The organism is Pseudomonas sp. BW16M2 (assembly GCF_014268865.1).
Lineage (GTDB): Bacteria > Pseudomonadota > Gammaproteobacteria > Pseudomonadales > Pseudomonadaceae > Aquipseudomonas > Aquipseudomonas peradeniyensis.
The window spans coordinates 53,821-75,695 of record NZ_JABWRI010000011.1; the positions used below are offsets into that span (position 1 = coordinate 53,821).

At 63.4% G+C, this 21,875-nt stretch carries 19 protein-coding genes; 6 read left to right on the forward strand and 13 right to left on the reverse strand.

The genetic code is table 11. The features are described from left to right. Nucleotides 1-3 precede the first annotated feature (3 nt). Both ftsH and rlmE read right to left on the reverse strand, forming a co-directional pair. Entirely contained in the window at nt 4-1,911 is a 1,908-nt protein-coding gene (gene ftsH / locus HU735_RS12385; protein WP_028691259.1) for an ATP-dependent zinc metalloprotease FtsH, read from the reverse strand. Between the two features lie 203 nt (nt 1,912-2,114). Next, entirely contained in the window at nt 2,115-2,741 is a 627-nt protein-coding gene (gene rlmE / locus HU735_RS12390; protein ID WP_011532133.1) for a 23S rRNA (uridine(2552)-2'-O)-methyltransferase RlmE, read from the reverse strand. 102 nt (nt 2,742-2,843) lie between these two features. On the opposite strand from rlmE, the gene yhbY reads away from it, so the two are divergent. Beyond that, nucleotides 2,844-3,152 carry a ribosome assembly RNA-binding protein YhbY gene (gene yhbY, locus HU735_RS12395; RefSeq protein WP_003249945.1) on the forward strand — a complete coding sequence of 103 codons (309 nt, stop codon included), beginning with the start codon at nt 2,844-2,846 and terminating at the stop codon, nt 3,150-3,152. A gap of 132 nt (nt 3,153-3,284) precedes the next feature. Here yhbY and HU735_RS12400 read toward each other — a convergent pair whose 3' ends face one another. From HU735_RS12400 to grpE, 8 genes are all read right to left on the reverse strand, one after another. Next, on the reverse strand, nt 3,285-3,725 hold the full coding sequence (locus HU735_RS12400; protein WP_186713755.1) for an MFS transporter: 441 nt from the start codon (nt 3,723-3,725) through the stop codon (nt 3,285-3,287). Further along, a complete protein-coding gene (gene greA, locus HU735_RS12405; RefSeq protein WP_011532131.1) occupies nt 3,703-4,185 on the reverse strand; it encodes a transcription elongation factor GreA in 483 nt (160 codons plus the stop codon). Before greA ends, HU735_RS12400 begins: the two co-directional genes overlap by 23 nt. Beyond that, nucleotides 4,182-7,403 carry a carbamoyl-phosphate synthase large subunit gene (carB, locus tag HU735_RS12410; protein WP_050706992.1) on the reverse strand — a complete coding sequence of 1,074 codons (3,222 nt, stop codon included), beginning with the start codon at nt 7,401-7,403 and terminating at the stop codon, nt 4,182-4,184. The genes greA and carB overlap by 4 nt, the downstream gene beginning before the upstream one ends. 105 nt (nt 7,404-7,508) lie before the next feature. Then, nucleotides 7,509-8,645, reverse strand: coding sequence for a glutamine-hydrolyzing carbamoyl-phosphate synthase small subunit (carA, locus tag HU735_RS12415; RefSeq protein WP_050706993.1), 1,137 nt, complete (start codon nt 8,643-8,645; stop codon nt 7,509-7,511). Between the two features lie 318 nt (nt 8,646-8,963). Next, nucleotides 8,964-9,770 (reverse strand): 4-hydroxy-tetrahydrodipicolinate reductase, encoded by an 807-nt coding sequence (gene dapB, locus HU735_RS12420; RefSeq protein WP_186713756.1) that lies wholly within the window; start codon nt 9,768-9,770, stop codon nt 8,964-8,966. A 13-nt stretch (nt 9,771-9,783) separates the two neighbouring features. Beyond that, nucleotides 9,784-10,908 carry a molecular chaperone DnaJ gene (dnaJ, locus tag HU735_RS12425; protein ID WP_050706995.1) on the reverse strand — a complete coding sequence of 375 codons (1,125 nt, stop codon included), beginning with the start codon at nt 10,906-10,908 and terminating at the stop codon, nt 9,784-9,786. A gap of 211 nt (nt 10,909-11,119) precedes the next feature. Beyond that, nucleotides 11,120-13,042, reverse strand: coding sequence for a molecular chaperone DnaK (gene dnaK / locus HU735_RS12430; protein ID WP_186713757.1), 1,923 nt, complete (start codon nt 13,040-13,042; stop codon nt 11,120-11,122). 101 nt (nt 13,043-13,143) lie between these two features. Next, a complete protein-coding gene (grpE, locus tag HU735_RS12435) occupies nt 13,144-13,698 on the reverse strand; it encodes a nucleotide exchange factor GrpE (protein ID WP_050706997.1) in 555 nt (184 codons plus the stop codon). 182 nt (nt 13,699-13,880) lie between these two features. On the opposite strand from grpE, the gene recN reads away from it, so the two are divergent. Further along, on the forward strand, nt 13,881-15,554 hold the full coding sequence (gene recN / locus HU735_RS12440) for a DNA repair protein RecN (protein ID WP_186713758.1): 1,674 nt from the start codon (nt 13,881-13,883) through the stop codon (nt 15,552-15,554). Nucleotides 15,555-15,651: 97 nt separating this feature from the next. Here recN and fur read toward each other — a convergent pair whose 3' ends face one another. Next, nucleotides 15,652-16,056 (reverse strand): ferric iron uptake transcriptional regulator, encoded by a 405-nt coding sequence (gene fur, locus HU735_RS12445; RefSeq protein ID WP_028691268.1) that lies wholly within the window; start codon nt 16,054-16,056, stop codon nt 15,652-15,654. A gap of 97 nt (nt 16,057-16,153) precedes the next feature. On the opposite strand from fur, the gene HU735_RS12450 reads away from it, so the two are divergent. Continuing rightward, on the forward strand, nt 16,154-16,672 hold the full coding sequence (locus tag HU735_RS12450; protein WP_110735055.1) for an outer membrane protein assembly factor BamE: 519 nt from the start codon (nt 16,154-16,156) through the stop codon (nt 16,670-16,672). Between the two features lie 88 nt (nt 16,673-16,760). On the opposite strand, the gene HU735_RS12455 is transcribed toward HU735_RS12450, so the two are convergent. After that, nucleotides 16,761-17,195 (reverse strand): type II toxin-antitoxin system RatA family toxin, encoded by a 435-nt coding sequence (locus HU735_RS12455; protein ID WP_050707000.1) that lies wholly within the window; start codon nt 17,193-17,195, stop codon nt 16,761-16,763. Nucleotides 17,196-17,353: 158 nt separating this feature from the next. Here HU735_RS12455 and smpB point away from each other — a divergent pair, with 158 nt between their 5' ends. Next, nucleotides 17,354-17,836 carry an SsrA-binding protein SmpB gene (gene smpB / locus HU735_RS12460; protein ID WP_011532120.1) on the forward strand — a complete coding sequence of 161 codons (483 nt, stop codon included), beginning with the start codon at nt 17,354-17,356 and terminating at the stop codon, nt 17,834-17,836. A gap of 123 nt (nt 17,837-17,959) precedes the next feature. On the opposite strand, the gene HU735_RS12465 is transcribed toward smpB, so the two are convergent. Further along, nucleotides 17,960-18,727, reverse strand: a complete 768-nt coding sequence (locus HU735_RS12465) for an FCD domain-containing protein (RefSeq protein ID WP_050707001.1) — start codon at nt 18,725-18,727, stop codon at nt 17,960-17,962. Nucleotides 18,728-18,987: 260 nt separating this feature from the next. On the opposite strand from HU735_RS12465, the gene HU735_RS12470 reads away from it, so the two are divergent. Both HU735_RS12470 and lldD read left to right on the forward strand, forming a co-directional pair. After that, complete coding sequence (locus HU735_RS12470) at nt 18,988-20,658, forward strand: lactate permease LctP family transporter (protein ID WP_186713759.1); 1,671 nt, start codon at nt 18,988-18,990, stop codon at nt 20,656-20,658. Between the two features lie 63 nt (nt 20,659-20,721). Further along, complete coding sequence (gene lldD / locus HU735_RS12475) at nt 20,722-21,867, forward strand: FMN-dependent L-lactate dehydrogenase LldD (RefSeq protein ID WP_050707002.1); 1,146 nt, start codon at nt 20,722-20,724, stop codon at nt 21,865-21,867. Nucleotides 21,868-21,875 lie beyond the last annotated feature (8 nt).

Here is a 21,875-nt window from a genome sequence, read left to right on the forward strand (position 1 = left end):
CCCTTAGTGTTGAGCCGCTGGACCGCCGATCGGCGACTCCGGACGATCATCCTGGGAAGCCTGGTTGCCGGAGGTACCGGAATCGTTGTCCCAGTCACGCGGTTCGCGCGGAGTGCGGCCAGCCATGATGTCGTCGATCTGGTCGGCATCGATGGTTTCGTACTTCATCAGCGCTTCGGCCATGGCGTCGAGCTTGTCGCGGTTGTCGGTAAGAATCTGTTTGGCCGTGGCATAGCACTGATCGATGATGCTGCGCACCTCGGAGTCGATCATCTTGGCGGTCTCGCCCGAGACGCTGGCATGCTGGCTCGCCGCGCTGCGACCGAGGAACACCTCGCCCTCCTCTTCCGCGTACATCAGCGGGCCGAGTTTCTCGGACAGGCCCCACTTGGTGACCATGTTCCGGGCAATCTGGCTGGCGCGCATGATGTCGTTGGAGGCGCCGGTGGTGACACCGTCGAAGCCCAGGGTCATCTCTTCGGCGATACGGCCACCGTACAGCGAGCAGATCTGGCTGATCAGCGCGCGCTTGGACAGGCTGTAGCGGTCCTCTTCCGGCAGGAACATGGTCACGCCCAGGGCGCGGCCACGGGGAATGATCGAGACCTTGTAGACCGGGTCGTGCTCGGGAACGACGCGACCGACGATGGCGTGGCCTGCCTCGTGGTAGGCGGTGTTCTGCTTCTCTTTCTCGGACATGACCATGGTCTTGCGCTCGGCGCCCATCATGATCTTGTCTTTGGCCAGTTCGAATTCCTTCATCTCGACCAGGCGCTTGCTGGCTCGGGCGGCGAACAGCGACGCCTCGTTGACCAGGTTGGCCAGGTCGGCACCGGAGAAGCCCGGCGTGCCACGGGCGATGACCGCCGCGTTGACGTTCTCGCCAACCGGCACCTTGCGCATGTGCACCTTGAGGATCTGTTCACGACCGCGGATGTCCGGCAGGCCGACCACCACCTGGCGGTCGAAGCGGCCGGGACGCAGCAGCGCCGGGTCGAGCACGTCGGGACGGTTGGTGGCGGCGATGACGATGATGCCATCGTTCATCTCGAAGCCGTCCATCTCGACCAGCAATTGGTTCAGGGTCTGCTCGCGCTCGTCGTGACCGCCACCCATGCCGGCGCCACGATGGCGACCGACGGCGTCGATTTCGTCGATGAAGATGATGCACGGTGCATGCTTCTTGGCCTGTTCGAACATGTCGCGAACACGGCTGGCACCCACGCCGACGAACATTTCGACAAAGTCGGAACCGGAAATAGTGAAGAACGGCACCTTGGCTTCACCGGCAATGGCCTTGGCCAGCAGGGTCTTACCAGTACCGGGCGGGCCGACCATCAGCACGCCGCGAGGGATACGGCCACCCAGGCGCTGGAACTTGCCCGGGTCGCGCAGGAACTCGACCAGCTCGCCCACTTCTTCCTTGGCCTCGTCGCAGCCTGCGACGTCGGCCAGGGTGGTTTTCACCTGGTCTTCGGACAGCAGGCGCGCCTTGCTCTTGCCAAAGCTCATCGGCCCGCCCTTGCCACCGGCACCGCCCTGCATCTGGCGCATGAAGAACATGAACACAGCAATGATCACCAGGATCGGGAAGCTGGCGACCAGCAACTGGGTCCAGATGCTCTGCTGCTCAGGCTGCTTGCCTTCGACGGTGACGTGGTTGTCCACCAGGTCGCCGATCAGGCCGTTGTCGGTAATGGCCGGGCGCACGGTCTTGAAGTTGTCGCCATCGGTGCGCTTGCCGGTAATGATGTAGCCGTCGACGGTCACGCGCTCGACCTTGCCATCCTTGACCTGCTGGATGAAGTCGGAATAGTTGAGGGTCTGCGGCTCGTTAGGGCTGGAGAAGTTGTTCATCACCGTCACCAGGACGGCGGCGATGATCAACCACAGGATCAGATTCTTTGCCATGTCGTTCAATTCGCTACCCTCTGAGGCCGGCGCACGACGCAGCCGTGCCTCGCATGATATTCATCGCCCTAACTTACTACATTACCCACGCATCCGCAGGCACCGTCTGTAACCCTTTGTGAAAGCTAGACTACACGAAGTTCGGACGATCCAGACGGGGCGGCCGATTGGAAATAACTATCGGCAACCCCGCAATACGCCTTTCATGCGCCCTTGAAACCCTTGCCCAGCAGGTACTGTTCACGGGAACGGTCTCGCGAGGACGACGGCTTGCGCATCTGCACCTTGTCGAACTTGCTGCGCACGTCCTTGAGGTACATGTCGAAGCCTTCGCCCTGGAAAATCTTGATCAGGAAATCTCCGCCAGGCTTGAGCACGCGGGTCGCCAGATCCAGGGCCAGTTCGCAGAGGAACATGGCGCGCGGCATGTCCACCGCAGGCGTACCACTCATATTGGGGGCCATATCGGAAATCACAAGGTCCACGTGCGAATCGCCGACCGCCTGCAGGATCTGCTGCAGCACTTCGTCCTGGGTGAAGTCGCCCTGGATGAAGGTGACATCGGGGATCGAGTCCATTTCCAGGATGTCCGAGGCGATCAGCCGGCCCTGGCCGCCAATCAGACGACTGGTCACCTGCGACCAGCCACCCGGCGCGGCGCCGAGGTCGATCACGCTCATGCCGGGACGGATCAGGCGGTCTTTCTCCTGGATCTCCAGCAGCTTGTAGCTCGCGCGCGAGCGGTAGCCATCCTTCTGCGCCTGCTTGACGAAAGGGTCGTTGAAATGTTCGCGCAGCCAGTTTGCGCTGCTTTTGGAACGTTGTACCACGGGGCACCTCGATGATATGCGTCGTGTTTGACTGGGCGGAGCCACAGGCCCTCGGGTAAAATGCCCGTCAATTTTACAGAATCAGACGAAAAGGGTCAGATTATGCCGCTCAATAACGAGCAGAAGAAGCAATACAAGTCCATTGGTCATGACCTGAAGCCGGTCCTGATCGTTGCCGGCAACGGTTTGAATGAAGGCGTGATCGCCGAACTGGAGCGCGCCCTGGTCGACCATGAGCTGATCAAGGTCGAGATTCGCTCGGAAGATCGCGAGGAACGCGCCGAGACCATCGCCGAGCTGTGCAAGGCCGGTCGCGCCGAGCTGGTGCAAACCATCGGCAAGAAAGCGCTGATCTACCGCAAGAACCCGCAGCCGAACAAGCAGCTGTCCAACATCCACCGTTACAAGTAACGGTAGCAGGGCTGCCAACGCAGCCTTGTGGGAGCGGGCTTGCCCCGCGAAACAGGCACCGCAGTGCATGGCACCGGCTTCGCCGGTGTTCGCGGGGCAAGCCCGCTCCCACAAAGCCTCGTTGCGACCCGGCTAGCGCCGCGCCTTGACCGGGACCGGCTGGGCCACCAGCACGATGCCGGAGAAGCCCAGCACCAGGAAGCAGAACATCTGCCAACGCTCGCCCACGGAAATCCCGTAGCGCAGCGTGTAGTAGCTGACGCAGGCGCCGAAGCCGAGCAGCAGCATCTGGCCGCGGAACTGCCGCCACCAGGCCGCCAGGCCGTCCACCCTCGCCAGCACCGCCAGCTGGGTCAACAGCCCGAGCATGGCCACGCCAATCAACCAGCGGTCGATCTGCGCAGCCACGTCGTGCACCAGCAACGGCGCCAGGCCACTGACCTTGAGCGCCGGCACCAGCCCCACGTGGAACACCCACAGGCCACCGACCCAGAACACCTGGGCCAGCTGCCAGAGGATCCCCTCGAGGGATGGCGCCCGCAGGCGCCGGTCAGATGTGCTTGACTTCGACAATCTCGTACTCGACCGTGCCACTTGGCGTCTTGACGACGACAGTATCACCTTCTTCCTTGCCGATGATGGCACGGGCGATCGGCGCACCGCTGGAGAGCTTGCCCTGCTTCACGTCGGCTTCGTCTTCGCCGACGATCTGGTAGGTCACCTCTTCATCGGTCTCGGTGTTCGCCAGCACCACGGTGGTGCCGAAGATTACCTTGCCGGTGTGGGCGATGGTGGTGACGTCGATCACCACCGAGTTCTGCAGACGGCCTTCGATATCGCGGATACGCGCCTCGACCATGCCCTGCTCCTCGCGGGCGGCGTGGTATTCGGCATTTTCCTTGAGATCGCCCAGCTCGCGCGCCTCGCCGATCGCCTGGCTCAGGCGCGGGCGCTCGGTCTTGCTCAGGAACAGATGCTCTTCCTCCAGGGCGCGAGCGCCCTGGACGGTCATCGGGTACTTGGTAATGCTCATGCTTTGAGTCCTGCATGCAGATCCTGCAGGCGACGAACGGTCTTTTCCGGACCGAATTTCAGCGCCTCGCAGATGGCTTCACCGGCCGCAATGGTCGTGGTGCAGTAGATCTTGTGCTGCAACGCATTGCGACGAATCGAGTAGGAGTCGGCGATCGACTGGCGGCCTTCGGTGGTGTTGATGATCAGCGACACTTCGTCGTTCTTGATCATGTCGACCACGTGCGGACGACCCTCGGTCACCTTGTTCACGCGACGCACTTTCAGGCCGGCCGCCTCGATCACCTTGGCGGTGCCTGCGGTGGCGACCACTTCGAAGCCCAGGGCGATCAGGTCGCGGGCAACGCCGGCTACCTGCGGCTTGTCGTCGTCGCGCACGCTGATGAACGCGGTACCGCCGGTCGGCAGCACTTCGCTGGCGCCCATCTGGGCCTTGGCGAAGGCTTCGCCGAAGCTGTCGCCGACGCCCATGACTTCACCGGTCGATTTCATCTCAGGGCCGAGGATCGGGTCAACCCCCGGGAACTTGGCGAACGGGAAGACGGCTTCCTTGACGCTGTAGAAGTTCGGGATGATTTCCTGGGTGAAGCCCAGCTCTTTCAGGGTCTTGCCGGCCATGACACGGGCCGCGATCATCGCCAGGGAAGTGCCGATGCACTTGGAGACGAACGGTACGGTACGCGAGGCGCGCGGGTTGACCTCGATCACGTAGATCTTGTCGCCCTGCAGGGCCAGCTGCACGTTCATCAGGCCGACCACGCCCAGCTCCAGGGCCATTTTCTTGACCTGGACGCGGACTTCGTCCTGCACTTCCTGGCTCAGCGAGTAAGGCGGCAGCGAGCACGCCGAGTCGCCGGAGTGAACACCGGCCTGCTCGATGTGCTGCATGATCGCGCCGATCACCACATCGGTGCCGTCGCAGACCGCATCCACGTCCATCTCGATGGCGCAGTTGAGGAAGTGGTCGAGCAGCACCGGGCTGTCGTTGGAGACCTGTACCGCTTCACGCAGGTAGCGCTTGAGCTCGTCCAGCTCGTAGACGATCTCCATGGCGCGGCCGCCCAGCACGTAGGACGGGCGAACCACCAGCGGGTAGCCGATCTTGCCGGCGGCAGCGATGGCTTCGTCTTCGCTGCGAACGGTGGCGTTTGGCGGCTGCAGCAGGTTCAGGCGCTGAACCATCTGCTGGAAGCGCTCACGGTCTTCGGCACGGTCGATGGCGTCCGGGCTGGTACCGATGATCGGTACGCCGGCTTCTTCCAGGGCACGCGCCAGCTTCAGCGGGGTCTGGCCGCCGTAGTGGACGATCACGCCTTTCGGCTTCTCGACGCGGCAGACTTCCAGCACGTCTTCCAGGGTCAGCGGCTCGAAGTACAGACGGTCGGAGGTGTCGTAGTCGGTGGAGACGGTTTCCGGGTTGCAGTTGACCATGATGGTCTCGTAACCGTCTTCACGCAGCGCCAGCGCGGCGTGCACGCAGCAATAGTCGAACTCGATGCCCTGGCCGATACGGTTCGGGCCGCCACCCAGGATCATGATCTTGTCGCGGGTCGACGGGTTGGCCTCGCACTCTTCCTCGTAGGTCGAGTACAGGTAGGCGGTATCGGTGGCGAACTCGGCAGCGCAGGTGTCGACGCGCTTGTACACCGGGAACACTTCCAGCTTGTGGCGGTGACGACGCAGGTTCTTGTCGGTGATGCCGAGCAGCTTGGCCAGGCGCTGGTCCGAGAAGCCCTTGCGCTTGAGGCGCAGCATGTAGTCCTTGTCGATCGACGACAGGGCCAGGGTCTTGACCTTCTCTTCTTCCTTGATCAGGTCTTCCATCTGCACCAGGAACCACAGGTCGATGCCGGTCAGGGCAAAGATTTCCTCGATGGTCATGCCCGAACGCATGGCGTCGGCAACGTACCAGATGCGCTCGGCGCCCGGCACGGTCAGCTCGCGCTTGAGGATGCTGGCAGCCTCAGGGCTGGCCAGGTCGACTTTCGGGTCGAGGCCGCACGCACCGACCTCCAGGCCGCGCAGGGCTTTCTGCAGGGATTCCTGGAAGGTACGGCCGATGGCCATGACTTCACCCACGGATTTCATCTGGGTGGTCAGGCGGGCGTCGGCTTTCGGGAATTTCTCGAAGGCGAAGCGTGGCAGCTTGGTGACGACATAGTCGATCGACGGCTCGAAGGACGCCGGGGTGCGGCCGCCGGTGATGTCGTTCTGCAGTTCGTCGAGGGTGTAGCCGATGGCCAGCTTGGCGGCGATCTTGGCGATCGGGAAGCCGGTGGCCTTGGAAGCCAGGGCGGACGAACGCGAAACACGCGGGTTCATCTCGATCACGACCATGCGGCCGGTGTTCGGGCAGATACCGAACTGCACGTTGGAACCGCCGGTCTCGACACCGATTTCACGCAGCACCGCCAGCGAGGCGTTGCGCATGATCTGGTATTCCTTGTCGGTCAGGGTCTGTGCCGGCGCCACGGTGATCGAGTCACCGGTGTGCACGCCCATCGGGTCGAAGTTCTCGATCGAGCAGACGATGATGCAGTTGTCCTTCTTGTCGCGGACCACCTCCATCTCGTATTCCTTCCAACCGATCAGCGATTCGTCGATCAGCAGTTCCTTGGTCGGCGACAAGTCCAGGCCACGGGTGCAGATTTCCTCGAATTCTTCACGGTTGTAGGCGATACCGCCACCGGTGCCGCCCATAGTGAACGACGGACGGATGATGCATGGGAAGCCGAGCTTCTCGAGGACTGCGTTGGCCTCTTCCATGCTGTGGGCGATACCGGAGCGCGGGCACTCCAGGCCGATGTCCTTCATGGCCTTGTCGAAGCGCGAACGGTCTTCGGCCTTGTCGATGGTGTCGGCGTTGGCACCGATCATCTCCACGCCGAACTTCTCCAGAACGCCGTGACGCTCCAGGTCCAGGGCGCAGTTCAGCGCGGTCTGGCCACCCATGGTCGGCAGCACGGCGTCCGGGCGCTCTTTCTCGATGATCTTGGCCACCGACTGCCACTTGATCGGCTCGATGTAGGTGGCGTCGGCCATGGCCGGGTCGGTCATGATGGTGGCCGGGTTGGAGTTCACCAGGATGACGCGGAAACCTTCCTCGCGCAGGGCTTTACAGGCCTGGGCGCCGGAGTAGTCGAATTCGCAGGCCTGGCCGATCACGATCGGGCCAGCGCCGAGAATCAGGATGCTTTTGATGTCTGTACGTTTTGGCATGGTTGTCACTCAAATCCGGGGTCAGTCGGCAAGCCGCTTTGAACAATCTGGGTCAGGCGCTGCCGGGCGCGGCGCGAGCCGGCCCGGGGCCTTGAAGCAGGATGCTCAGCGGCGCTTGGCCATGGCATCGGTGAAACGATCGAACAGTGGCGCGACGTCGGTCGGGCCTGGGCTCGCTTCAGGGTGGCCCTGGAAGCTGAACGCGCTCTTGTCGGTGCGCTCGATGCCCTGCAGGGTACCGTCGAACAGCGACTTGTGGATGGCGCGGACATTGCCCGGCAGGGTGGCTTCGTCGACGGCGAAACCGTGGTTCTGGCTGGTGATCATGACCACGCCGGTGTCCAGGTCCTGGACCGGGTGGTTGGCACCGTGGTGGCCGTGACCCATCTTCACGGTCTTGGCGCCGGAGGCCAGGGCCAGCAGCTGGTGGCCGAGGCAGATGCCGAACACCGGGATCTCGGTGTCGAGGATCTCTTTGATCGCCTGGATCGCATAGTCGCACGGCTCGGGATCGCCAGGGCCGTTGGACAGGAACACGCCATCAGGGTTGAGCGCCAGCACTTCGCTGGCCGGGGTCTGGGCGGGCACCACGGTGACGCGGCAGCCACGGGCGACCAGCATGCGCAGGATGTTCAGCTTGACGCCGTAGTCGAAGGCGACGACATGGTACGGCAGGTCGGCGGCATCGATGGTCGGGTGGCTGTCGGTCTTCAGTTCCCACACGCTGGAACGCCACTCGTAGCGCTCCTTGGTCGAGACCACCTTGGCCAGGTCCATGCCCTTCAGGCCCGGGAAGGCGCGGGCAGCGGCGATGGCGGCTTCTTCGCTGATGTTGTCGCCGGCCAGGATGCAGCCGTTCTGGGCGCCTTTCTCACGCAGGATGCGGGTCAGGCGACGGGTATCGATGCCGGCGATGGCGACGACGTTGTTGGCTTTCAGGTATTCGGGCAGGGACTGGGTGTTGCGCCAGTTGCTGGCCAGCAGCGGCAGATCGCGAATCACCAGGCCCGCGGACCAGACGCGATTCGATTCGGCGTCTTCGGCGGTGGTGCCGGTGTTGCCGATGTGCGGGTAAGTCAGGGTAACGATTTGCTGGGCGTAGGAAGGGTCTGTGAGGATTTCCTGGTAGCCGGTCATTGCAGTATTGAACACGACCTCACCAACGGTCTGACCGTCGGCTCCAATGGCTTCACCGCGAAAAATGCTGCCATCGGCAAGGGCGAGTATGGCTGGCTTAGTCAAGAAGACCTCCCGTAAATCAAGCCTGAAAGGGCGATCGCAGGTTGCAAAAAAGCGGAATGACGTATGGACACGTCACCCCGCTTTTATGCTGAATTAGTCTGCGCGCTTTTAGTGGACACACTAAAGCTGTAGCTTACAGAAAAATGCGTTTTGGGTCTACCGGGAATGTGTCTCTAAAACGCAGGATTGCGACAGACTGATTTGTCGGGATCCATTGTGGGAGCGGGCTTGCCCCGCGATGACACCCCACCAGGCCATTGCTGCCCGTCCCGACGCCATCGCGGGGCAAGCCCGCTCCCACAACCCCATACACAAGGGTCAATGCAGGTCGAGCACATCCTGCATGTCGTACAGCGCAGGCTCGCGCCCGTCCAGCCATAGCGCGGCACGCACCGCGCCCTTGGCGAAGGTCATGCGACTCGAAGCCTTGTGGGTGATCTCAAGGCGCTCGCCTTCGGCGGCGAACAGCACGGTGTGATCACCGACCACGTCACCCGCACGCACGGTGGCGAAACCGATGGTCTGGCGATCACGGGCGCCGGTCTGGCCTTCACGGCCATACACCGCCACCTCGCGCAGGTCGCGCCCCAGTGCATTGGCAACCACTTCGCCCATGCGCAGCGCGGTACCCGACGGCGCATCGACCTTGTGCCGATGGTGGGCCTCGATGATCTCGATATCCACGTCGTCACCCAGCACCCGCGCCGCCATGTCCAGCAGCTTGAGACTGAGGTTGACGCCCACGCTGAAGTTGGCGGCAAAGACGATCGGAATCTCCTTGCCCGCCTCGATCAGCAGCGCCTTCTCCTCGGCACTGAAGCCGGTGGTGCCGATAACCATGGCCTTGCCCGCCTTGCGGCAGAACGCCAGGTTCTTCAGGGTCACCGACGGATGGGTGAAGTCGATCAGCACATCGAACTCATCGACGACCTTGGCCAGGTCGTCAGAGATGGTCACGCCGATGCGCCCCAGCCCCGCCAGCTCACCCGCGTCGGCACCGACCAGGGAGCTGTCCGGACGATGGATGGCCGCGGTCAGGCCGGCCTTCGGCGCCTGATGCTGCACGGCCTCGATCAGCACCTTGCCCATGCGCCCGGCGGCGCCCATCACTGCAATACGTCGCATAGCCTGTTCCTTCTCAGAGATCGCCGAAGAAGCGCTTCACGCCCTCGAACCAGCCACTGGCCTTGGGCGAATGGGAGCTGTCGCCTTCGAGGGAATCACGCAGCTCCTCCAGCAGCTCGCGCTGACGGCGGCTGAGGTTGACCGGCGTTTCCACCGCCACGCGACACAGCAGGTCGCCCGCCGCGCCACCGCGCACCGGCGCCACGCCCTTGCCGCGCAGACGGAACTGCTTGCCGGTCTGGGTGCCTTCGGGGATCTTCAGCTTCACGCGACCGTCGAGGGTCGGCACTTCCAGCTCGCCACCCAGGGCAGCATCGGTGTAGCTGATCGGCACTTCGCAGTAGAGGTGCTTGCCGTCGCGCTGGAAGATCGGGTGCTCACGCACATTGACGACCACATAGAGGTCACCGGCAGGGCCGCCATGGGCGCCCGCCTCGCCTTCGCCGGACAGGCGAATGCGATCACCGGTATCGACACCGGCCGGCACCTTGACCGACAGCGTCTTGTATTCCTCGACACGACCTTCGCCGTGGCACGAACCGCAAGGGTCGGTGATGATCTTGCCCTGGCCGTGGCAACGCGGGCAGGTCTGCTGCACAGCGAAGAAGCCCTGCTGCATGCGCACCTGGCCGATGCCGCCACAGGTCGGGCAGGTCGACGGCGTCGAACCCTTCTTGGCGCCGGAGCCGTCGCACGGCTTGCAGTTGACCAGCGTGGGCACGCGAATGTTGACCGTGGTGCCGCGCACCGCCTCTTCGAGGTTGAGCTCGAGGGTGTAGCGCAGGTCACTGCCGCGCTGGACACCACCACGACCGCCACCGCGGCCGCCGCCGAAGAAGTCGCTGAAGACATCGCCGAAGATATCGGAGAAGTTGGCGCCACCGAAACCGGCACCGCCGCCACCCATGCTCGGATCGACGCCGGCGTGGCCATACTGGTCGTATGCCGCGCGCTTGCTGGCATCGGACAGCACTTCGTAGGCCTCGTTGGCCTCCTTGAACAGGTCTTCCGACTCCTTGTCGCCCGGGTTGCGGTCCGGGTGGTACTTCATCGCCAGACGGCGGTAGGCCTTCTTGAGATCACCTTCACTGGCGCCACGCTCGACACCCAGGACCTCATAAAAATCACGCTTTGCCATAGGTCATATGCACTCTTGGGGGCGTTCGGCATACCTCGGCGCATCGTGCGCCATGCCACCAGCACCTGTCGTCATAGGCGAATACGCCGTGACAGATGCCGTAAATAATTCTCGTGTTCCAGACACGCCAACGCGGGAGCAAGCTCCCGCGCGGCGACATCCTACCAGTTCACCAGCAAACGACGGTGAACCGGCCGACAACATGCAGGAATTACTGCTTGTTGTCTTTCACTTCTTCGAACTCGGCGTCAACCACGTCATCGTGCTTGGCTTCCGGCTCGGCCTGCTGGGCGCCGCCCTGCGGTTGCTCGGCCTGCTGCTCGGCGTACATCTTCTGAGCGACAGGCGCCGAGACCTTGGACAGTTCCTCGACCTTGGCGTCGATAGCGGCCTTGTCGTCGCCTTTGACGGCGGCTTCCAGGGCAACCACGGCGGCCTCGATGGCGGTCTTCTCTTCAGCGGTGACCTTGTCGCCGGCTTCAGTGACCATCTTGCGGGTCGAGTGGACCAGCGCGTCACCCTGGTTACGGGCGGCGGCCAGCTCTTCGAACTTGCGGTCTTCCTCGGCGTTGGCCTCGGCGTCACGCACCATTTTCTCGATTTCTTCGTCGGACAGGCCGGAGTTGGCCTTGATCACGATCGACTGCGCCTTGCCGGTAGCCTTGTCCTTCGCGCCGACGTGCAGGATGCCGTTGGCGTCGATGTCGAAGGTCACTTCGATCTGCGGTACGCCGCGCGGAGCCGGCGGGATGTCGGCCAGGTCGAACTTGCCCAGCGACTTGTTCTGCGAAGCTTGCTTGCGCTCACCCTGCAGCACGTGGATGGTCACGGCACCCTGGTTGTCGTCGGCGGTCGAGAACACCTGCGACTTCTTGGTCGGAATGGTGGTGTTCTTCTCGATCAGCGCGGTCATCACGCCACCCATGGTTTCGATACCCAGGGTCAGCGGGCTGACGTCCAGCAGCAGCACGTCCTTCACATCACCAGCCAGAACGGCGCCCTGGATGGCGGCACCCATGGCAACGGCTTCGTCCGGGTTGACGTCCTTGCGTGCTTCTTTACCGAAGAAGTCGGCAACGGCTTTCTGCACCATCGGCATACGGGTCTGGCCACCGACCAGGATCACGTCGTCGATCTTGCTGGCGTCGATGCCGGCGTCCTTCAGGGCGATGCGGCATGGCTCGATGGTACGGTTGACCAGGTCTTCGACCAGCGACTCCAGCTTGGCGCGAGAGATCTTCACGTTCAGGTGCTTGGGACCGGTCGCATCTGCAGTGATGTACGGCAGGTTGACGTCGGTCGACTGAGCGGAGGACAGCTCGATCTTGGCTTTTTCAGCGGCTTCTTTCAGGCGCTGCAGGGCCAGGGGATCGTTCTTCAGGTCCATGCCGGACTCTTTCTTGAACTCGTCGACGAGGTAGTCGATCAGGCGCATGTCGAAGTCTTCGCCACCCAGGAAGGTGTCGCCGTTGGTGGCCAGTACTTCGAACTGGTGCTCACCGTCGACTTCGGCAATTTCGATGACCGATACGTCGAAGGTACCACCACCCAGGTCATAGACGATGACGGTGTGGTCGCCCTTGCCCTTGTCCATGCCGTAGGCCAGCGCGGCGGCGGTCGGTTCGTTGATGATACGTTTCACGTCCAGGCCAGCGATGCGGCCGGCGTCCTTGGTCGCCTGGCGCTGGCTGTCGTTGAAGTAGGCCGGAACGGTGATGACCGCTTCGGTGACCGGCTCGCCGAGGTAGTCTTCGGCGGTCTTCTTCATTTTTTTCAGGACTTCGGCGCTGATCTGCGGCGGAGCCATCTGCTTGTCGGCAGCCTCGACCCAGGCGTCACCGTTGCTGGCCTTGACGATCTTGTAAGGCACCAGCTTGATGTCTTTCTGCACGACATCTTCTTCGAAACGGCGGCCGATCAGGCGCTTCACCGCGAACAGGGTGTTGTGCGGGTTGGTGACCGCCTGGCGCTTGGCCGACTGGCCGACCAGGATCTCGCCGTCGTTGGCGTAGGCGATGATCGAAGGCGTGGTACGCGCGCCTTCGGCGTTCTCGATGACCTTGGCGGTGCCGTTTTCCAGCACGGAGACGCAGGAGTTGGTGGTCCCCAGGTCGATACCGATGATTTTACCCATGTTGATTCTCCCGAAACTTGAATTTGGTAGCAGCGACTGCTTTGGCCAACTGCACTAATACTTGAAGGCTTGACACCTAGATGGGGGTGCCCGGAAAGATTTCAAGCCTTTTCGTTGATCGAAGGCTGCGGGGCGCTTGGCGCCTTGCTGACCACCACCATGGCGGGGCGCAGCAGGCGGCCATTGAGCAGGTAGCCCTTTTGGAACACGTTCAGCACGCTGTTCGGCTCGACATCGGCGCTTTCCTGCATGGCCATCGCCTGGTGGTGCTCGGCGTTGAATGGCTGGCCGTGTGGCTCGATGGTCTCCAGGTTGTAGCGCTTGAGGGTGTCCTGGAACATCTTCAGGGTCAGCTCGATGCCTTCGCGCATCGGCTTGATGGTCTCGTCATCAGCGCTGGACAGTTCCAGGCCACGCTCCAGGCTGTCGATGATCGGCAGCAGGTCGCCGGCGAACTTCTCCAGGGCGAACTTGTGCGCCTTCTCGACGTCCTGCTCGGCACGGCGGCGGATGTTCTGCAGGTCGGCGGCGGCACGCAGGGACTGGTCCTTGGCGGCGGCCAGCTGCTCCTCGAGCTCCAGGACACGGGCATCGGCATTCGCGGCGCCTGCTTCTTCGGAATTCAGGTTCTTCTCATCCAGCTGTTCGTCAGCCATTGGGTTTCTCCTCCACGATTTCTGTCGTGCGAGCCAGGCTCGCCATGTCTTGCCGGCTATATGGGGTCGGAAAAACCAGGTTCAAGGGGGAAGGTGCTTTTCCACATTCGTCGACCGGCTATTGGCAGACCCGCGAAAAGCACTGTATAAATATCCAGACACGACCCTTCGGGAGCTGCCCCATGCTGGTGCACCTGTCCATTCACAACTACGCCATCGTCGAACACCTCGACCTCGAGATCGCCCGTGGCATGTCCGTCATCACCGGCGAGACCGGGGCCGGCAAGTCGATCATGCTCGACGCCCTCGGCCTGGCCCTGGGCGACCGCGCCGACAGCGGCGTGGTGCGCCCGGGCACCGACAAGGCCGACATCCTCGCCACCTTCGACCTGGTCGACATCCCCGAGGCGCACGCCTGGCTCACCGAGCGCGACCTGGAAAGCGACGGCCCGTGCATCCTGCGCCGGGTGATCACCGCCGAGGGCCGCAGCCGTGGCTACATCAACGGCACCCCCTGCCCATTGGGCGACCTCAAGGCCCTGGGCGAGCTGCTGATCGACATCCACAGCCAGCATGAGCACCAGTCGCTGCTGAAGACCGACACCCACCGCCGCCTAGTGGACGAGTACGCCGGCGCCAGCGACCTGGCCCGCCAGGTCCAGCTGGCCGCCAAGCGCTGGAACCAGACGCGCCAGGAACTGGAGCGCCTGAGCAATTCCGGCGATGAGCAACGGGCACGCCACCAACTGCTCAGCTACCAGCTGGAAGAGCTGGACAATCTGGGCCTCGGCGAAAACGAGCTGGAACAGCTGGAGCAGGAGCACAAGAACCTGACCAACGCCGAGGCGCTGTTCGGCATCTGCCGCCAGGTCATCGACCAGTGCAGCGAAAGCGACTCGGGCAATGTACTGAGCGCCCTGACCGTCAGCCTTAACCGGCTCACCGCTGTCGGCAACGGCCCCAAGGCGCTGGGCGAGGCGGTCAACCTGATCGCCAGCGCGCAGATCCAGGTCGAGGAGGCCGTCGGCGAGCTCAACCGCTTCCTCGACAACTTCGACGCCGACCCGATGCGACTACAGGCCCTCGAAGAGCGCCTGGATACTATCTATACCCTCGCCCGCAAGCACCGCGTGCACCCCACCGAATTGCCGCACCTGCAGCAGCGCCTGATGGAAGAGCTGGAAGGGTTGAATGCCAGCGACGAGTCGATCGAGCGCCTCGGCGAGGAGCTGGCCGCTTACGCCCAGCACTTTAAAGAGAAGGCCGGCGAGCTGAGTGCGTTGCGCCAGCAGGCCGCCAAGCAATTGGCCACCGCCGTCGAGCAAGAAATCCAGCGCCTGGGCATGCCCGGCGGGCGCTTCTGCATCGAGCTCACGCCCTTCGACAACGGCGACCTGTCGCCCCATGGCCTGGAGCAGGTCGAACTGCTGGTCAGCGCCAACCCCGGCCAGCCACTCAAGGGCCTGGCCAAGGTCGCCTCGGGCGGCGAGCTGTCGCGCATCAGCCTGGCGATCCAGGTGATCACCGCGCAGACCTCGCGCATTCCGACCCTGGTGTTCGACGAAGTGGACGTGGGGATCGGCGGGCCGACGGCAGAGATCGTCGGCCAGTTGCTTCGCCGCCTCGGCGAGCGCGGCCAGGTCCTGACCGTGACCCACCTGCCCCAGGTGGCAGCGCAGGGCCATCACCACCTGTTCGTGCACAAGGTGCGCAACAGCGACACCACGCACACCGCCGTGGCCAGCCTGGGCAAGCGCGAACGGGTCGAGGAAGTGGCGCGGATGCTGGGCGGGATCGACCTGACCAAGGAATCGCTGGCCCATGCGCGCAAGATGGTGGTGAGCAGCAAGGCCTGAGCCTGCGCGCCCCTGTGGGATCGCGCAAGACTTGAGACACCACAAAGCACAAAGGCGACCCGAAGGTCGCCTTTGTCGTCAATAACGATCTAAATCGTTACTTCTTTTTACGCACATACAGAACCAGATTGTGGTCCACCAGCTCGAAACCATGCTCGGCAACGATCTCTTTCTGGCGCTTCTCGATTTCGGCATCGAAGAATTCAATGACTTCACCGCTGTCCACGTTGACCATGTGATCGTGGTGCTTGCCATCCGCCAGCTCGAACACCGCGTGGCCGCCATCAAAGTTGTGGCGCTCCACCAGGCCCGCCGCTTCGAATTGGGTCAGTACGCGGTACACGGTCGCCAGACCGACATCCTCGCCAGCTTCCATCAGCGCCTTGTAGACATCCTCGGCACTCATGTGACGCTGCTCGGCGGAGTCGAGCATCTGAAGAATCTTGACTCGAGGCAGGGTTACCTTGAGGCCCGCTTTGCGCAATTCGCTATTTTCAACCATGGTCAGCTTTCTCGCCGATGCTGCTTCGCAGCTTCTCTTAATACGGGTATGATCGGGGTTTACGTTGTCCAGCCAAGATAGTGGAAGTCGCCCACCGATGCAAAACACCAAGCTCTTGCTAACCAGCCTCACCCTAGTGGGACTGCTCGCACTCGCCGGTTGCTCGTTTCCCGGGGTTTACAAAATCGACATCCAGCAGGGCAATGTCGTCACGCAAGACATGATAGACCAATTGCGCCCGGGAATGACCCGCCGGCAAGTAAGGTTTATCATGGGCAACCCCCTGCTGCAGGACACCTTCCACACCAATCGCTGGGACTACCTGTACAGCCTGCAGCCCGGCGGCGGCCAGCGCCAGCAGGAGCGCATGAGCATCTTCTTCAACGAGAACGACCAACTGGTCAGCCTCTCCGGCGACTTCATGCCGGGCGTCAGCCGCGACCAGGAAATCCTCGGCGGCAGCGGCGACACCACGGTCAGCCCGGACAAGCAGCCAAGCCAGCCCGAGAAGCCGGCCAAGCCAGGCTCGCTGGAAGACACGCTGCAGAAAGAAATCGACAACATCGAGACCACTCCGGTCCCGACGCCGGCCCCGCTGGAAACCTCGCCGCAGTAATTGCGCCGACACTAAAAAGCCCGGATCCAGTCCGGGCTTTTTATTGCGTTGCCGAATAGCCTTTGGATCAGGCCAACGCCATCACTACTCAGCCATTGATCTGCTTGGCACGCTGGCAAAACGCATCGACCATGGTATTAGCCGCCTGGTTGAACAGCGGCCCCAGGGTCGCCCGCACCAGGGCGCCGGCGTAGTCGAACGACAGGTCGAGGCTGATCTTGCAGGCCTTCTCGCCCAGCGGCTTGAACACCCACAGGCCATGCAGCTGGGTGAACGGCCCATCTTCCAGGTTCATTTCGATCGACTGCCCCGGCACCAGCACATTGCGCGTGGTGAACTGCTGGCTCATACCGCCCTTGGCCACTTCCAGCTTGGCGCGCATGTGCGTGTCGCTGGCCTCGAGCACGGTGGAAGCCGAGCACCAGGGCAGGAACTCCGGGTAGCTGGCCACATCGTTGACCAGGTCGTAGAGCGCCTGGGCAGGGAACGGCAGCAGGGCGGAGCGTTGAATATGGGTAGTCATCCAGGCGTCACTTCCAATCTGGGCGGCGCGTCGCAGCGCCTCGAATACGGTTCTGCACGGCAGAACGAGGCATGTATTGTCCGGGATTCACACAACTGGCTCAAGCACACCTAAACCCCGTAGCCGAGGACGCGGACTCTCCCTATAATGCCGCCCCTATGGCTAAGCAAAAGAAACATCCGACCGGGACCATCGCGCAGAACAAGAAGGCGCGACACGATTACTTCATCGAACACAAGTTCGAGGCCGGGCTGGTCCTGTCCGGCTGGGAAGTAAAGAGCCTGCGGGCCGGCAAGGCGCACCTGACCGACAGCTACGTGCTGCTCAAGGATGGCGAAGCCTGGCTGTTCGGCAGCCACATCACCCCGCTGACCACCGCCAGCACCCACGTCATCGCCGACCCGATCCGCACCCGCAAGCTGCTGCTGAACAAGCGTGAGCTGGAGCGCCTGGAAGCGGCCGTGGCGCAGAAGGGCTACACCTGCGTGGCGATGTCGCTGTACTGGAGCAAGCACCTGATCAAGTGCGAGATCGCGCTCGGCAAGGGCAAGAAGGAGTTCGACAAGCGAGACACCGTGCGCGAACGCGACTCCAACCGCGAGCTGCAGCGCACGATGCGCAACAAGGGCAAGGAAGAGTAAGCCGCCTTTCGCATTGCGGCGCCTGCTTCGCGGGTAAACCCGCTCCCACAGGTATGTCGCTGAATTCAGATTCGGCGCCATACCTGTGGGAGCGGGTTTACCCGCGAATGCCACCACACTGGCCTACCGCCCGCTGCGCCGCTCTGCCCGCGCCACCCGCTGAGCCTCCTGCTGCGCCTCTTGCAGCACCTCCTGCACATACAGGATGTGCCGGCTCGACACCTCCCGCGCATCGTCCGCGCGCCCCTCGACAATCGCCAGGTACAACTCGCGATGCTGGCTGATCAGCATGTCGCGGGTCTCCGTGCGCTGTTGGTACATGCCGCCGATGTTGGTCACCACGTTGCGCTTGAGCAGGTCGAACAAGCCGCGGATGGTATGCAGCAGCACGGCGTTGTGGCTGGCTTCGGCAATGGCCAGGTGGAATCGCGCATCGGCCGCGCCCTCCTGCGCCCGATCCACCTCGCCGACACGGTTGTAGCAGTCCTGCAGCGCGTCGAATGCCGTCTTCAGCCGCTCGCGATCAGGCTCGGTGGCGCGCTGGGCCGCGTAGTACGCGCACGACGCCTCCAATGTATGACGGAACTCCAGCAAATCGCGCTGGGCCTCCGGATTACGCTCCAGCAACTGCAACAGCGGGTCGCTGAACGTTGAGCCCAAGGCTTCGGCCACATAGTTGCCGCCACCCTGGCGGCTGACCAGCAGCCCCTTGGCCACCAGCTTCTGGATCGCCTCGCGCAACGACGGACGGGACACGCCGAACTGCTCGGCCAGGACGCGTTCGGCGGGCAGGCGCTGCCCCGAAGTCAACGTACCCTCAAGAATCATCCCTTCCAACCGGTCGACGATGTCGTCGGACAGGCGCCGCTGGCGGACCTGATCAAAAACCATTGCTTGCTCTCCACGAACCCCGGGGATGCGAATCCGGGGGCGCCTATTCTGCGCCTATCCAGCCGGCGCCGACACCCATCAGGCGGCGATTTTCCCTGCCGCTCAGATGCCCGCTCATCGGCATCCGACCAAAGTTTTCCACAGGACAAATTGACACACCCTGCGCGGCGCTCTTAACCTAGCGCCCAGCCATTGTAAATTGGTCTTACCAATTATCCAATGCCAGTGCCTTGACCAACAACAATTAGGGGCCACCCCATATGCAAACCTGGCAACAACTCTATACCCCGCTTGGTAGCCTCGGCCTGTCCGCGCTGGCGGCGGTCATCCCCATCGTGTTCTTCTTCCTCGCCCTCGCCGTGTTCCGCCTCAAGGGCCACGTCGCCGGCAGCATCACCCTCGCGCTGTCGATCCTGGTGGCGATCTTCGCCTTCCAGATGCCGGTCGACATGGCCCTGGCCGCCGCGGGCTATGGCTTCCTCTACGGCCTGTGGCCGATTGCCTGGATCATCGTCGCCGCGGTGTTCCTCTACAAACTCACGGTCAAGAGCGGCCAGTTCGAGGTGATCCGCAGCTCGGTGCTGTCGATCACCGACGATCAGCGCCTGCAAGTGCTGCTGATCGGCTTCTGCTTCGGTGCCTTTCTCGAAGGCGCGGCCGGCTTCGGCGCCCCGGTGGCCATCACCGCCGCGCTGCTGGTGGGCCTGGGCTTCAACCCGCTGTACGCCGCCGGCCTGTGCCTGATCGCCAACACCGCGCCAGTGGCCTTCGGCGCCCTGGGCATCCCGATCATCGTCGCCGGGCAAGTCACCGGCATAGACGCCTTCCACATCGGCGCCATGACCGGCCGCCAGCTGCCGCTGCTGTCGCTGTTCGTGCCGTTCTGGCTGGTGTTCATGATGGACGGCGTGCGCGGCGTGAAGGAGACCTGGCCTGCCGCCCTGGTGGCCGGCCTGAGCTTCGCCGTCACCCAGTACTTCACCTCCAACTTCATCGGCCCGGAGCTGCCGGACATCACCTCGGCCCTGGCCAGCCTGATCGCCCTGACCCTGTTCCTCAAGGTCTGGCAGCCCAAGCGCTCGTTCGTCGAAGCCAAGGGCAGCGTCGGCGCCGCCGTCGTGCAGTCGGGTGGCAGCCAGCCTTCGCCGTACAGCTTCGGCGAAATCTTCAAGGCCTGGTCGCCGTTCCTGATCCTGACCGTGCTGGTCACGATCTGGACCCTGAAGCCGTTCAAGGCAGCCTTCGCCCCGGGCGGCGCGATGTACAACTTCGTGTTCAACTTCGCCATCCCGCACCTCGACCAGCTGGTGATCAAGACCGCGCCGATCGTCACCGCGCCGACCGCCATGCCGGCGGTGTTCAAGCTCGACCCGATCTCCGCCACCGGCACCGCGATCTTCCTCTCGGCGCTGATCTCGATGGGGGTGTTGAAGATCAACGTCAAAACTGGTCTGACCACTTTCAAAGAGACCTTCTGGGAACTGCGCTGGCCGATCCTGTCGATTGGCATGGTGCTGGCCTTCGCCTTCGTCACCAACTACTCGGGCATGTCCTCGACCATGGCTTTGGTGCTGGCCGGCACGGGTGCCGCGTTCCCGTTCTTCTCGCCGTTCCTGGGTTGGCTGGGCGTGTTCCTGACCGGTTCCGACACCTCGTCCAACGCCCTGTTCAGCTCGCTGCAGGCCACCACCGCGCACCAGATCGGGGTCAACGACACCCTGCTGGTGGCGGCCAACACCAGCGGCGGCGTGACCGGCAAGATGATCTCACCGCAGTCGATCGCCGTGGCCTGCGCCGCCACCGGCCTGGTCGGCAAGGAATCCGACCTGTTCCGCTTCACCGTCAAGCACAGCCTGTTCTTCGCCACCATCGTCGGCCTGATCACCCTGATCCAGGCTTACTGGCTGACCGGCATGCTGGTTCATCACTAAAGTGAAAGGGCCCGGGCGCCGACCAGCGCCCGGCATCACCTTCAACCCACGCTGCGAGAATCCATGATCATTTCCGCCTCCACCGACTATCGCGCCGCGGCCCAACGCAAGCTGCCCCCCTTCCTCTTCCACTACGCCGACGGCGGTGCCTACGCCGAGCACACCCTGCGCCACAACGTCTCGGACCTGGCCAGCATCGCCCTGCGTCAGCGCGTACTGAAGAACATGTCGGACCTGAGCCTGGAGACCCGGCTATTCGACGAGACCCTGAGCATGCCCGTGGCCCTGGCCCCGGTCGGTCTTACCGGCATGTACGCCCGCCGTGGCGAAGTGCAGGCGGCGCGCGCGGCGGCGGCCCATGGCATCCCATTCACCATGTCGACGGTATCGGTGTGCCCGATCGAAGAGGTGGCCCCGGCCATCGACCGGCCGATGTGGTTCCAGCTGTATGTCCTGAAAGACCGTGGTTTCATGCGCAACGCCCTGGAACGCGCCAAGGCGGCCGGCGTGAAGACCCTGGTGTTCACCGTCGACATGCCCGTGCCCGGCGCCCGCTACCGCGACGCCCACTCCGGCATGAGCGGCCCGAACGCGCCGCTGCGCCGCGTGTGGCAGGCCATGACCCACCCGCAGTGGGCGCTGGATGTCGGCCTGCTCGGTCGCCCCCATGACCTGGGCAACATCTCCAAATACCGGGGCAACCCCACGGGCCTGGCCGACTACATCGGCTGGCTGGGCAACAATTTCGACCCGTCCATCTCCTGGAAAGACCTGGAGTGGATCCGCGAATTCTGGGACGGCCCGATGATCATCAAGGGCATCCTCGACGCCGACGACGCTCGCGATGCGGTCAAGTTCGGCGCCGACGGCATCGTCGTCTCCAACCACGGCGGCCGCCAGCTCGACGGCGTGCTGTCCAGTGCCCGCGCCCTGCCGGCGATCGCCGACGCGGTCAAGGGCGACATCAAGATCCTCGCCGACTCCGGCATCCGCAGCGGCCTCGACGTGGTGCGCATGGTCGCCCTGGGCGCCGACACCGTGCTGATCGGCCGCGCCTTCCTTTATGCCCTGGCCACCCATGGCGAAGCGGGCGTGAAGAACCTGCTGGAGCTGTTCGAGAAAGAAATGCGCGTGGCCATGGTGCTGACCGGCGCCAAGTCCATCAGTGAGATCACCCGCGACTCGCTGGTCCGCGAACTGGGCGCCTGAACGCGCCC

Excerpts from the sequence above, each read along its gene's own strand:
- fur (WP_028691268.1), bottom strand. The coding sequence starts at position 16,056 with ATGGTTGAAAATAGCGAATTGCGCAAAGCGGGCCTCAAGGTAACCCTG.
- ftsH (WP_028691259.1), bottom strand. The coding sequence starts at position 1,911 with ATGGCAAAGAATCTGATCCTGTGGTTGATCATCGCCGCCGTCCTGGTG.
- lldD (WP_050707002.1), top strand. The coding sequence starts at position 20,722 with ATGATCATTTCCGCCTCCACCGACTATCGCGCCGCGGCCCAACGCAAG.
- HU735_RS12450 (WP_110735055.1), top strand. The coding sequence starts at position 16,154 with ATGCAAAACACCAAGCTCTTGCTAACCAGCCTCACCCTAGTGGGACTG.
- recN (WP_186713758.1), top strand. The coding sequence starts at position 13,881 with ATGCTGGTGCACCTGTCCATTCACAACTACGCCATCGTCGAACACCTC.
- dnaK (WP_186713757.1), bottom strand. The coding sequence starts at position 13,042 with ATGGGTAAAATCATCGGTATCGACCTGGGGACCACCAACTCCTGCGTC.
- dnaJ (WP_050706995.1), bottom strand. The coding sequence starts at position 10,908 with ATGGCAAAGCGTGATTTTTATGAGGTCCTGGGTGTCGAGCGTGGCGCC.
- grpE (WP_050706997.1), bottom strand. The coding sequence starts at position 13,698 with ATGGCTGACGAACAGCTGGATGAGAAGAACCTGAATTCCGAAGAAGCA.
- dapB (WP_186713756.1), bottom strand. The coding sequence starts at position 9,770 with ATGCGACGTATTGCAGTGATGGGCGCCGCCGGGCGCATGGGCAAGGTG.
- carB (WP_050706992.1), bottom strand. The coding sequence starts at position 7,403 with ATGCCAAAACGTACAGACATCAAAAGCATCCTGATTCTCGGCGCTGGC.
- greA (WP_011532131.1), bottom strand. The coding sequence starts at position 4,185 with ATGAGCATTACCAAGTACCCGATGACCGTCCAGGGCGCTCGCGCCCTG.
- HU735_RS12465 (WP_050707001.1), bottom strand. The coding sequence starts at position 18,727 with ATGGTTTTTGATCAGGTCCGCCAGCGGCGCCTGTCCGACGACATCGTC.
- HU735_RS12470 (WP_186713759.1), top strand. The coding sequence starts at position 18,988 with ATGCAAACCTGGCAACAACTCTATACCCCGCTTGGTAGCCTCGGCCTG.
- yhbY (WP_003249945.1), top strand. The coding sequence starts at position 2,844 with ATGCCGCTCAATAACGAGCAGAAGAAGCAATACAAGTCCATTGGTCAT.
- smpB (WP_011532120.1), top strand. The coding sequence starts at position 17,354 with ATGGCTAAGCAAAAGAAACATCCGACCGGGACCATCGCGCAGAACAAG.
- HU735_RS12455 (WP_050707000.1), bottom strand. The coding sequence starts at position 17,195 with ATGACTACCCATATTCAACGCTCCGCCCTGCTGCCGTTCCCTGCCCAG.